Annotated in this window: 11 protein-coding genes and 1 tRNA gene; 3 read left to right on the plus strand and 9 right to left on the minus strand. The window is 64.7% G+C overall.

The window, feature by feature from the left end:
* Positions 1-86 precede the first annotated feature (86 nt).
* The 7 genes from rho to argS form a co-directional block, all read right to left on the minus strand.
* On the minus strand, positions 87-1,895 hold the full coding sequence (gene rho / locus ABQE93_RS26110) for a transcription termination factor Rho (protein WP_003898814.1): 1,809 nt from the start codon (positions 1,893-1,895) through the stop codon (positions 87-89).
* A complete protein-coding gene (locus ABQE93_RS26115) occupies positions 1,892-1,999 on the minus strand; it encodes a hypothetical protein (protein WP_009936573.1) in 108 nt (35 codons plus the stop codon). Before ABQE93_RS26115 ends, rho begins: the two co-directional genes overlap by 4 nt.
* A 152-nt stretch (positions 2,000-2,151) precedes the next feature.
* Complete coding sequence (thrB, locus tag ABQE93_RS26120; RefSeq protein ID WP_003406654.1) at positions 2,152-3,102, minus strand: homoserine kinase; 951 nt, start codon at positions 3,100-3,102, stop codon at positions 2,152-2,154.
* Between the two features lie 103 nt (positions 3,103-3,205).
* Positions 3,206-4,288, minus strand: a complete 1,083-nt coding sequence (thrC, locus tag ABQE93_RS26125; RefSeq protein ID WP_003406652.1) for a threonine synthase — start codon at positions 4,286-4,288, stop codon at positions 3,206-3,208.
* Positions 4,285-5,610, minus strand: a complete 1,326-nt coding sequence (locus ABQE93_RS26130) for a homoserine dehydrogenase (RefSeq protein ID WP_003406648.1) — start codon at positions 5,608-5,610, stop codon at positions 4,285-4,287. The genes thrC and ABQE93_RS26130 overlap by 4 nt, the downstream gene beginning before the upstream one ends.
* Positions 5,611-5,613: 3 nt before the next feature.
* The gene (lysA, locus tag ABQE93_RS26135) at positions 5,614-6,957 is read right to left on the minus strand and encodes a diaminopimelate decarboxylase (RefSeq protein ID WP_003406632.1); all 1,344 of its coding nucleotides are present in this window, start codon (positions 6,955-6,957) and stop codon (positions 5,614-5,616) included.
* Complete coding sequence (argS, locus tag ABQE93_RS26140) at positions 6,954-8,606, minus strand: arginine--tRNA ligase (RefSeq protein ID WP_003406630.1); 1,653 nt, start codon at positions 8,604-8,606, stop codon at positions 6,954-6,956. Before argS ends, lysA begins: the two co-directional genes overlap by 4 nt.
* A gap of 113 nt (positions 8,607-8,719) precedes the next feature.
* On the opposite strand from argS, the gene ABQE93_RS26145 reads away from it, so the two are divergent.
* A tRNA-Arg gene (locus ABQE93_RS26145) sits at positions 8,720-8,792 on the plus strand.
* 358 nt (positions 8,793-9,150) lie between these two features.
* Positions 9,151-9,486: a DUF732 domain-containing protein gene (locus tag ABQE93_RS26150; RefSeq protein WP_003406629.1), complete on the plus strand. Its 336-nt coding sequence runs from the start codon at positions 9,151-9,153 to the stop codon at positions 9,484-9,486.
* 126 nt (positions 9,487-9,612) lie between these two features.
* Here ABQE93_RS26150 and ABQE93_RS26155 read toward each other — a convergent pair whose 3' ends face one another.
* The gene (locus ABQE93_RS26155) at positions 9,613-9,927 is read right to left on the minus strand and encodes a hypothetical protein (RefSeq protein WP_003406628.1); all 315 of its coding nucleotides are present in this window, start codon (positions 9,925-9,927) and stop codon (positions 9,613-9,615) included.
* Positions 9,928-9,937: 10 nt separating this feature from the next.
* Between ABQE93_RS26155 and ABQE93_RS26160 the strand changes: the two genes are divergently transcribed.
* A complete protein-coding gene (locus tag ABQE93_RS26160; protein WP_003406627.1) occupies positions 9,938-11,503 on the plus strand; it encodes a DUF2254 domain-containing protein in 1,566 nt (521 codons plus the stop codon).
* 138 nt (positions 11,504-11,641) lie between these two features.
* On the opposite strand, the gene ABQE93_RS26165 is transcribed toward ABQE93_RS26160, so the two are convergent.
* Positions 11,642-12,274 carry an Rv1289 family protein gene (locus tag ABQE93_RS26165; protein ID WP_003406626.1) on the minus strand — a complete coding sequence of 211 codons (633 nt, stop codon included), beginning with the start codon at positions 12,272-12,274 and terminating at the stop codon, positions 11,642-11,644.
* Positions 12,275-12,292: the final 18 nt, after the last annotated feature.

A 12,292-nucleotide genomic window follows, 5' to 3' on the forward strand; every position in this document is an offset into this window, starting at 1 on the left:
GTTGAGCATCGATTATGCCAGGTCAACCGCTATCACCCCAAACACCGAGATGCGTGCGGACATTCCCGGCGAGCCGTCTCGCCGGATCAGTCGCTGTCCATGGACCCTGGCGTGGTCTTGGACACCTGAACAAGGAATTCGTAGTTGTTCTTCGTCTTACGCAGCTGCGACATCAGCAGGTCGATGGCCTGGTGGGAATCCAGGCCCGATAGCACGCGGCGCAGCTTGTGCACAATAGCGAACTCGTCGGGCGACAGCAGTAGCTCGTCCTTGCGGGTTCCAGAAGGGTTCACGTCGACCGCAGGGAAAACCCGCCGCTCGGCGATCTTGCGGTCCAGCTTGAGCTCGGCGTTGCCGGTGCCCTTGAACTCCTCGAAAATGACCGTGTCACCAGTGGACCCGGTCTCGACCATCGCAGTGGCGATGATGGTCAGCGACCCGCCCTCTTCGATGTTGCGCGCGGCCCCCAGGAAGCGCTTGGGCGGGTACAACGCCGTGGAATCGACACCACCGGACAGGATCCGGCCCGACGCCGGCGACGCGTTGTTGTAAGCGCGGCCTAGCCGGGTGATTGAATCGAGCAGCACCACGACGTCCTTGCCTTGCTCCACCAGCCGCTTGGCGCGTTCGATCGCCAGCTCGGCGACCGACGTGTGGTCCGACGGCGGCCGGTCGAAAGTTGAAGCGATGACCTCGCCTTTGACCGAGCGCTGCATATCGGTGACCTCCTCAGGCCGCTCGTCGACGAGCACGACCATGAGGTGGCATTCCGGGTTGTTCCTGGTGATCGCGTTGGCGATGTCCTGCAGGATCGTTGTCTTGCCCGCTTTGGGCGGCGACACAATCAACGCGCGTTGACCCTTGCCGATCGGCATGATGAGGTCGATGACCCGGGTGGTCAGCCGCTCGGTACTGGTTTCCAGACGAAGCCGCTGGTTGGGGTACAACGGCGTCAGTTTGCCGAACTCGGGCCGCTTCTTGGCGTCTTCGACCGATCCGCCGTTGATGCTGTCCAGGCGGACCAGCGGGTTGAACTTCTGCCGCTGGTTGGGTTGCTCCCCTTCCTTGGGCACCCGCACCGCACCGGTCACCGCATCACCACGGCGCATGCCGTTCTTGCGCACCATGTTCATCGACACATACACGTCGTGCGGACCGGGTAGGTAGCCGGAGGTGCGCACAAACGCGTAGTTGTCCAGGACGTCGAGTATGCCGGCTACCGGCTGGACGACGTCGTCCTCACGCAGTTCAGCCTCGGCGCCGTCGCCGGATCGTTCACCGCGGCGCCGCCGATCGCGGAACCGGCGTCCGCGCCGGCCCTGACGCGCTTCTCCGTCCTCGTCGCCGCGCGCCTGCTGACCGCCCGAAGCCTGCTGGTCACCCCCTTGGTCGCCACCCGCGTCGGTGCCACGCTCCTCGGTCTTGGCGTCCTGTTGACCGCCTTGGCGGTTGTCGGTGTCGTCTGCGGCTGTGCCCGCACGCTCACCGGAGCCGGAGGGTCCCGCTTCACGGGTGGCGCTGCGCCGCTCCGGGCGGACCTGTTGGCTTTGGGAATCGATCTGTTCGGTCGGGGTCTGTTCCCCCTGGGTGGCCGGTGCCTCGGAACTGGGCGGCCGGTCGCCCTTGTCGTGCTCTTGAGCCGACCGGTCAACGGCTGGGGCGCCGTTGGCCTGTCGCCTGATCTCCTCAATCGCAGCGATCAGTTCGTTCTTCCGCATACCCGATGTTCCCTTCACGCCGGCTCGATTAGCCAGCGCACGCAGTTCGGGCAGCACCATGGTGGCCAGCGAGCCGGCCGGCTCGTCGGCGTTGAGGTCTGGGGGATCTGTGGCAGCGGCATCCGACGGCTTGCCGTCGGTACTTTCGCCAGCCGTAATGAGGTCCGTATCGGTCACGGATTTCCTTTCCTTCCCCCGCTGATCACGTCATACGGGGTTTTGTTGCAGTCAGCCAAATCGCCGAGTGCGCCAATCATCGACTTTGCAACGGTGATCGCCATCAGCGGCGAATACGGCGAACCTCGTCCACAAGAAGAATTGGTGGCTGTCCTAGCGGCAAGGCAGTACGTATGCAGATGCTGCGATTGCTGGACGGCTCCGAGGATAGCCCGCTTCCTGGCCGGAAGCAAGCAAACCCCCGCAACCTTGCGGATTAACCGGGAACTCTTACTGTCGGGCTCCAGCGAACCGCCTCGCCAACAGTCAGCTCGGTAACGGCAAATCCCTTTGCGGCTCCGAACTCCACGGCGTCGGTCGGCAACTCTGAATCTGTACTCAGGGCGATCAACGAAGGACCTGCCCCGGACAGTGCTGCTGCCACGTTATGACGCCGCAACAGCCGAAGATATTCCGCGGAGGCTGTCATTGCCGCGGCACGTTGCGGCTGATGAAGCAGATCTTCGGTGGCCGCCATCAGCAGATCGGGCCGTTCGGTGAGCGCAACCACCAGCAGCGCCGCGCGACTGACATTGAACCGTGCGTCGTCGTGACTAACCTGCGCGGGCAATAGCACCCGCGTTTCCGCGGTCGACGAACGCTGCTCGGGAATCGCAGTGAACAGGCGGATATCGGGATGAAGCCGCAGTGATACGGCCGAATAGTTGGGCCGGTCACCACTGTGGTCAGTCCACGAAACCACGGCACCACCCAAAACCGCGGCCGCCGCGTTGTCGGGATGACCCTCGAACTCCGAAGCCAACTGAATCAGCTCAGCATCGCTCGATGGTGACGAATCCGTTTGTACGACAAGACCGTTAACGGCCGCAAGACCGCCCACAACTGCTGCCGCGGAGGAGCCGAGGCCGCGGGAGTGCGGGATGGCGTTGCGGCAGCGCACCGCCAGGCCGGCGGCGCTGACCCCCGCTGCCTGTAACCCGTGCTGCACGGCGCGGACCACGAGGTGCTCGGGGCCCAGCGGCACCTGGTCGCCGCCCTCGCCGTCTACAGTCACCGTCAAGCCGGAATCTGTTGTCTCGACGATGATCTCGTCGTAGAGACTCAGCGCCAAACCGACACTGTCGAAGCCCGGGCCCAGGTTTGCACTGGACGCCGCCACCACCGCACTGGCCACCAGCCCAGAAGGCAACAATGCTTGAGTCACCATGCGTGCCGACCCGCCGCACCCGGCTCCGCCGCGCTTGCGATCGCCACCCAATCCAAACCGTGCCGACCCGCCGCACCCGGCTCCGCCGCGCTTGCGATCGCCACTAGGCCAGCCCTAGCTTCTCGACGACGGCTACCGGGTCCACGGGAACCGGAGACACGCTCGGCATGTCTTTGAGCGCGGTGTCGGGATCCTTAAGACCGTTGCCGGTTACCGTGCACACCACCGTCGAACCACGCGCCACCCAGCCGTCGTCGATCGCTTTGAGGAGACCCGCAATGCTGGCTGCGGACGCGGGCTCCACGAATACGCCTTCGACACGAGCCACCAGGTGATATGCGGCCAGTATCTCCTCGTCGGAGGCGGCCAAGAAGCGGCCCTTGGACTGCTGCTGTGCCTCGACGGCCGAAGTCCACGACGCCGGCGAGCCGATGCGGATCGCGGTTGCGATGGTCTCCGGGTGGCTCACCGGTTCGCCGAGCACCAGGGGCGCCGCGCCCGCGGCCTGAGTGCCCAGCATGCGGGGCAACTTGTCGATCAGGCCCAGCTGGTGATACTCGGTGTAGCCCTTCCAGTACGCGGTGATGTTGCCGGCGTTGCCAACCGGCAGAGCATGCACGTCCGGCGCGGTACCTAGCACGTCGACGATCTCGAACGCTGCCGTTTTCTGGCCCTCGATGCGCACCGGGTTTACCGAGTTGACCAACGAAATCGTCGGGAAGTCCGCGGCCATCTTGCGCGCCAGTTCCAGGCAGTCGTCGAAGTTACCGTCGATCTGGATGATCTTGGCGCCGTGCATGACCGCCTGTGCGAGCTTGCCCATCGCGATCTTGCCCTGCGGTATCAGCACCGCGCAGGTGATGCCGGCCCGGGCGGCATAGGCCGCCGCCGACGCCGAGGTATTTCCGGTCGATGCGCACAAGACCGCCCGCTGACCATGGGCAAGGGCATCGGTGACCGCCATCGTCATGCCACGATCCTTGAAGGAGCCGGTGGGGTTGAGGCCCTCCACTTTGAGGTGGATCGTGCAGCCCGTCTGCTTGGAGAGATTAGTTGCCGCGATGAGGGGAGTACCACCCTCGAGCAGGGTCACCGGAGTCCAGTCGTCACCCACCGGCAGCCGGTCACGGTACGCGGCAATCACTCCCGGCCACGGCTGGTGAGTGGCCGTCGGCGGGACGGTCATAAGCCGGTTCCTTCCAGTCGTATCACGCTGGACACACCCTGCACGACATCCAAGTCGTCCAGTGCATCAACGGTTTCCGAGAGTGCGGCGTCAGTGGCGAGGTGCGTGACCACCACGATTCGGGCTCCCACCCGTCGACCACCTTCGTCCACAACGCCCTCCTGGCGCACCTCGGCGATGCTCACCTCGCGTTTGGCGAATTCCGCCGCCACCGCGGACAAGACGCCCGGCTTGTCGGCGACGTTCATGCTGACGTAATAGCGCGTTTCAATGAAACCCATTGGTGCCACCGGAAGTTGAGCGTATTTAGACTCACGGGGGCCGCGGCTGCCGAGTACCCGGTTGCGGGCGGCCATCACTAGGTCACCGGTCACCGCAGAAGCGGTCGGCGCGCCGCCCGCGCCCTGGCCGTAGAACATCAGCCGGCCCGCGGCCTCGGCCTCGACCACCACGGCATTGAACGCGCCGTTGACCGCGGCAAGCGGATGCGACAGAGGTACCAGGGCCGGATAGACGCGGGCCGATACCCGCTGCGAACCTTCGTCGGTGGTTATGCGCTCACAGATCGACAGCAGTTTGATGGTGCAACCCAGCGCGTGCGCGGATCCGAAGTCGGCCGGAGTGACCTTGGTGATGCCTTCGCGATACACGTCGTCTGCGGTCACCCGGGTGTGGAAGGCAATGGATGCCAGGATCGCTGCCTTGGCCGCGGCGTCGTAGCCTTCGACGTCTGCGGTGGGATCAGCCTCCGCATAGCCCAGCGCACTTGCGTCGGCCAGGGCGCTGGCATAGTCAGCGCCGGTGCTGTCCATCGCCGAGAGGATGTAGTTGGTGGTGCCGTTGACGATCCCGGCCACTCGCAGCACCGTGTCGCCGGCCAGCGACTGGGTGAGCGGACGGATGACCGGAATGGCGCCCGCCACGGCCGCCTCGAAATACAGATCAACATGGGCGCTTTCGGCGGCCTGTGCCAATTCGCCGGTGGAGGTGGCGAGTAAAGCCTTGTTCGCCGTAACGACGGACTTGCCGCGCTCAAGGGCGCCCAGGATCGCCTTGCGCGACGGTTCCACCGGCCCCATCACTTCCACCACGATATCGACATCCTCGCGGGCCACGAGCTCTTCAATGTCGTCGGTCAACAATTCGATCGGCACGCCGCGATCGGTCGTCACGCGGCGCACGCCGATGCCCCGCAGGACCAATGGGGCACCGACACGAGCCGCGAGATCCTCGGCGCTGTTCTCGATGATGCGGACAACCTCGCTGCCGACGTTGCCCAAACCGAGTACCGCTACGCCGACCGGCTTTTCGTCACCGGGCACGGGTCACCTCACTTCCAAACTCAGCAAATCGTCGACCGTCTCCCGACGCAGGACCAGGCGAGCGTTGCCCGCGTGCACCGCTACCACAGCGGGACGGCCGACCATGTTGTAACGACTCGACAGCGAATAGCAGTAAGCGCCGGTGGCGGCAACCGCAACCAGATCGCCGGGCCGAATATCGTCGGGCACCCAGGTGTCCCGCACGATGATATCGCCACTTTCGCAGTGCTTTCCGACCAGACGGGCCGGTACCGGCGGGGCGTCGCTGACTCGAGACACCAGCCGGACGTCATACTGCGCGCCGTAGAGCGCGGTGCGGATGTTGTCGCTCATGCCGCCGTCGACACTGACGTAACGTCGATGCGCTGTGGCGCTGACATCGACGTCCTTAACGGTGCCGACCTCATACAACGTGATGGTGCCCGGTCCGGCGATGGCGCGTCCGGGCTCCACAACGAGCTTGGGCGTCGGCAGCCCCACGGCCGTTGACTCGTCGCTCACGATGGTACCCAGCTTGGCCGCGAGCTCGGCTATCGGCGGTGGGTCGTCGGACGGCAAATACGAGATGCCCAAGCCGCCACCGAGATCGACGGTCGCGATCTGTGCCGTCTTTTCGGGACCGAACTCGCCGACGACGTCGCGTAGCAGGCCGATGACACGGTGCGCGGCGAGTTCGAAGCCGTCCACGTCGAAGATCTGCGAACCGATGTGGCTGTGTAGCCCAACCAGGCGCAGGTGATCAGTGGCGAAAACGCGCCGCACCGCTGCCATGGCCGCGCCGCTGGCCACCGATAACCCGAATTTCTGGTCCTCGTGCGCGGTGGAGATGAACTCGTGGGTGTGCGCCTCGACACCGACGGTGAGACGCACCAGGACATCCTGGACGATTCCGGCCTCGCCCGCGATGGCGTCGAGGCGCTCGATCTCGGTCATCGAATCGACGACAATATGGCCGACTCCGGCTTTGACCGCAGCGGTCAACTCTGAGACCGATTTGTTGTTGCCGTGCAAGGTAATTCGCTCGGGCGGAAAGCTAGCGTGCAGCGCGACCGCCAACTCCCCACCGGTGCAAACGTCCAGACAGAGCCCTTCTTCGCTGATCCACCGGGCTACTTCGCTGCACAGGAACGCCTTGGCGGCATAGTGCACGTTCGCCCCACTTCCAAAGGCCGCGGCGGTTTCTCGGCAGCGCGAGCGAAAGTCGTCCTCGTCGATGACGAACAGCGGGGTCCCGTACTCCTGGGCGAGCTGCGTCAGTGGAATTCCTGCGATGCAGACCACACCGACTTCATCGCGAGTAGTATTGCGCGGCCACACATTCGGCGCTAAGTGCAGCAGCTCGTTCACATTCGCTCCGGTGCGGTGACGCCGATGATCGCCAGCCCGTTGGCGATGACCTGACGGGTGGCCTGGCACAACGCTAGGCGCGCGGTGTGCAGGTCGGTGGGCTGCTCGTCGCCTTGCGGCAACACTCGGCACGAGTCGTAGAACCGGTGATAGTCGCCGGCCAGGTCTTCCAGGTAGCGGCAGACCCGGTGCGGTTCCCGCAGGGAGGCCGCGGTCTCGAGCACCCTCGGGAATTCGCCGAGGGTGCGCAGCAGCGTGCCCTCCTTGTCGTGGTTAAGCAGTTCGAGGTGGTTTGTATCCGGGATCAGGGCGAGTTCGGCGGCGTTGCGAGCCAGCGCTGAGAGCCGGGCATGCGCGTATTGCACGTAATAGACCGGGTTTTCGTTCGACGCCGAGGACCATAGCGCCAGGTCGATGTCGATCGCGGTGTCCACCGAGGAGCGGATCAGGCTGTAACGTGCGGCGTCCACGCCGATCGCCTCGACCAGGTCGTCGAGGGTGAGCACGGTGCCTGCACGTTTGCTCATCCGGACCGGTTGGCCGTCGCGGACCAGGTTCACCATCTGCCCAATGAGCACCTCGACGGTGGCCGGGTCGTCACCGAAGGCGGCGGCCGCGGCCTTTAGCCGGGCGATGTAGCCGTGATGGTCGGCGCCGAGCATGTAGATGCACAAGTCAAAACCGCGTTGGCGTTTGTCCAAGTAGTAGGCGAGATCACCGGCGATATATGCCGGTTTGCCGTCGCTCTTGATCACGACGCGGTCCTTGTCGTCACCAAATGCGCTGGTGCGCAACCAGGTTGCGCCGTCCTTCTCGTAGATGTTGCCGGTTTCGCGGAGTCGGGCGATGGCGTTCTCGACCCGGCCGCCGGTGTGCATCGAGTCTTCGTGGGTGTAGACGTCGAAGTCGGTACCGAACTCGTGCAGAGACTGTTTGATGTGGTCGAACATCAAGTCGACGCCGATTGCGCGGAAGGTCTCGCGCAACTCTGCGTCTGGCAGACTCAGCGCGTCAGGCGCCTTCTGCAGCACCTGCTCGGCGATGTTGGTGATGTAGCTGCCCGCGTAGCCGTCTTGGGGCGTGGGTTCGCCCTTGGCCGCGGCGATCAGGGAGTTGGCGAATCGGTCGATCTGGGCGCCGTGGTCGTTGAAATAGTATTCGCGGACCACGTCGGCGCCCTGGGTGGTGAGCAAACGGCCCAGCGCGTCACCGACCGCGGCCCAACGGGTACCGCCGATGTGGATCGGTCCGGTGGGGTTGGCGGAGACGAATTCCAGGTTGACCTTGCGCCCGGCCAGCAGCAGCGAGTGACCGTAGCTGTGGCCGGCGTCGATAACGCTGGTAACGACTTTAGCCTGGGCGGCGGTTTCCAGCCGCATGTTGATAAAGCCCGGCCCGGCCACCTCCGCCGAGGCGATACCGTCGACCTTTGTCAGTGCCTCGGCAAGCCATCCGGCCAGCTCACGCGGGTTGGTGCCGACTTTCTTGGCGAGCTGCATCGCCAGGTTACTGGCATAGTCGCCGTGCTCGGGAATGCGCGGGCGTTCCACCGTGACCATCTGCGGCAACGCGGAGGCATCGAGGCCGCGCTCGGCCAGCACCGCGGCCGCGGTCGCTTTGAGCAGCTCAGCCAGGTCAGCGGGGGTCACGAACGTCCATCCTATGGGCTGAGGTGGTTGGGCTTCGAATCCGTTGCGGTGGTCAGTGGGTAGCCGCGATGCGCTACTCTGGCGGGGCCCCATGGCGCAACGTGTCGTCGTGCGCCCCCGTAGCTCAGGGGATAGAGCGTCTGCCTCCGGAGCAGAAGGCCGCAGGTTCGAATCCTGCCGGGGGCACAAGGGTTGATCTAGCCTCACGCATGGCTACAACAATGTGATCGGCGCCACCCGCGAGGGCGGCCGCATAGTTGGCTTCGTGGTCTCGCTCTCAAATTCGTCGGGGTAAGAACCAGGGCGCCCCGCGTGCCGCGTTGCTGGCGACCCGGTGCGCCGAGTGCACGTTCCGTGTTGTCTCATTCGCCTGACGCGCTCCGGCACAGCCATGGCGGACCGTTCTCCTTGCACTGTCGGGACACCGTCGAACCGGTATCGATATTGCCAAGGATTTATTGAGAATCTGTCAAGGCCCGGTGCTGATTCTGAGGGCACGCAAACCAGCGCAACCTCCGATGACATCAGCACAAGGAGATCATCAATGTTCACTCGCCGTTTCGCCGCCTCCATGGTTGGCACCACCTTGACTGCCGCCACTTTGGGCCTGGCCGCACTCGGCTTCGCCGGGACCGCCAGCGCAAGCTCGACCGACGAAGCGTTCCTCGCGCAGCTGCAGGCGGACGGGATCACTCCGCCGAGCGCAGCGCGCGCCATCAAGGACGCGCACGCCGTCTGCGACGCCCTCGACGAGGGTCACTCGGCCAAAGCGGTCATCAAGGCGGTGGCCAAGGCGACCGGTCTGAGCGCCAAGGGCGCCAAGACGTTCGCCGTTGACGCCGCGTCGGCCTACTGCCCGCAGTACGTGACCTCGAGCTAAACAGCGACCACCACGATGTGGGGACCCCGGACGGGTCCCCACATCCGCACTTGTCGATCAAGGGTGACGTACGGTGTCATCAGTGACTTCCAGCGGCCAGAAATCCTAGTCCGAAATTGGGCCGCCTCAGCCACTCACGTCCGGGCAGTTTTTCGGCGCCACCGCACGTAGACTGCCAAAGCCGAAGTCCCGGTAGCCCTTTGGAATGCTCACCGACCGCAACACGGCGAGCGATCCCATCAGCCGGGCGACCATCCGCGTATAGCCGTCGAACACCGGCACGCCACGGATCCGCCTGCAGTCGGCCTTGGTAGGAAAGCAGGACACACCGTCGGCGATAACCCCGATTCGAGCGCCTTCCAGAACTTCCCCTGCACCCCATCGGCCACCCGATCCCCCCGACCCCGAAACCCCTTCTGATAACCCATGCAGCGCCAACACCTCTGGCCAAGTGTTGCAGCGATCACTTGGGGTTAACGGCCGGAAACTCGCCATGAGTGCACGCTCGGCGAAGCGAGAGCGGAAAAATGCTTCTACTGCCGCATCGAAGTGTTACGTAGTTCCGCCTAGTGCTCGCGGATGGGTGCATGCTTATTCGGTGACCGCAACCAGCATGCTCAACCGTCGCAAAGCCATACTGGATTACTTACAGGGCGCAGTCTGGGTGCTGCCGACATTCGGCGTTGCGATCGGTCTGGGGTCGGGAGCGGTCCTGTCGATGATTCCCGTGAAATCCGGCACGCTGATCGACAAGCTGATGTTTCAGGGCACCCCAGGCGACGCCCGAGGCGTGCTGATCGTGGTGTCGGCCACGATGATCACCACCATCGGCATCGTCTTCTCGCTGACGGTGCTGTCCCTACAGATCGCCTCCAGCCAGTTCTCGGTGCGGTTGCTACGAACCTTCCTGCGCGATGTGCCCAACCAGGTGGTGCTGGCGATCTTTGCCTGCACCTTCGCCTACAGCACCGGTGGGCTACACACCGTCGGGGAGCACCGCGACGGCGGGGCGTTCATTCCCAAAGTCGCGGTCACCGGGTCACTCGCGCTGGCATTCGTCAGCATCGCCGCGCTGATCTACTTCCTGCACCACCTCATGCACTCGATCCAGATAGACACGATCATGGACAAGGTGCGGCTGCGCACGCTGGGGCTGGTTGACCAGTTGTATCCGGAATCGGATACGGCGGATCGACAAGTAGAGACACCGCCCAGCCCCCCGGCTGATGCGGTGCCGCTGTTGGCCCCGCACTCGGGTTACCTACAAACCGTCGACGTCGACGACATCGCCGAATTGGCGGCAGCCAGCCGGTATACGGCGCTGCTGGTTACCTTCGTCGGCGATTACGTCACCGCCGGGGGCCTGCTCGGCTGGTGCTGGCGCAGGGGCACCGCGCCGGGCGCGCCAGGGTCTGACTTCCCGCAACGCTGCTTACGTCATGTGCACATCGGATTCGAGCGCACCCTGCAGCAGGACATCCGCTTCGGATTGCGGCAGATGGTGGATATCGCGCTGCGGGCACTATCGCCCGCACTCAACGACCCGTACACGGCGATCCAAGTCGTGCACCATCTTTCGGCCGTGGAGTCGGTGCTGGCATCGCGGGCGCTGCCGGACGACGTGCGCCGCGACCGCGCCGGGGAGCTCCTCTTCTGGCTGCCGTACCCCAGCTTCGCCACCTACCTGCACGTCGGATGTGCCCAGATCCGCCGCTACGGCTCGCGTGAGCCGCTGGTGCTCACTGCGCTGCTGCAGCTGCTCAGCGCGGTCGCCCAGAACTGCGTCGACCCGTCGCGCCGTGTAGCGGTGCAAACCCAAATTGCCCTGGTCGTGCGGGCAGCACAGCGCGAGTTCGCGGACGAATCCGACCGGGCCATGGTTCTCGGTGCCGCGGCGCGGGCGACCGAGGTCGTCGAGCGCCCCGGGACTCTAGCGCCGCCGCCGTCCACGTTCGGCCAGGTAGCCGCCGCGCAGGCGGCGGCGTCGACGATCCGGTCCGCTGACCGAGACGGCTAGCCCGGCGACGATGCACGCCGAAACGGCGGGTTGAGGAGCCGGGCAATCTAACCTAGCCCGGCGACGATGCACGCCGAAACGGCGGGTTGAGGAGCCGGGCAATCTAACCCAGCCCGGCGGGGCGACAAGCGACCAGGATTACCCAACTGGCGTCCAGCCATTCCACAGGTCGCCGAAGTCGAGGGCGACCAGCGATGCCCGGTCGACGTTGACGATTTCGCGGAAATGGTCTTGCCACCCCCACCAAACACTGATGAAGAACACGTGGTCATACCAGCTGAGCTGATAGTCCGGGGGAATGACCTCGCCCTTGTTCTCCGGCGCAAACACGGCAACGGCCAGCAAACCCAGTATTGCGGACTTTGGCAGCTGAATTTTGCCGTCATTGGCAATGCGGAGTGCGGCACTGGCGTTCACGTACGGGCTTACTTCGAATTCAACCGAGGATTCGTCAGCATGACCGTGCAACCACCGGTGAATTCCATACAGGACGTCGGCGATGTCGGGGCGCTTATCCGGCAGCAAGTCCGATCTCACCCCGACAGGGAAGCGAGTCTTTTCCAGGTCGACGCCAGGCGTGGCCATCACTCCGTAAATGTCGAGTGAATCCCGTAGCGCCGTCCGGAATCGAGTGCCGACGCCCAGCGTGGGATAGCGCTTCCTGCCGGTCTCGTCGACGGCGTTGCACGCGTGGAGCATCGCCACGTCCCACAGCTTGCGATCCCACTGTTGCAGCGACTGCGCAACTGACTCGCCCACGCTCACACACATGAGGCTATCGGCCAGCGG

The organism is Mycolicibacterium sp. XJ662 (assembly GCF_053484035.1).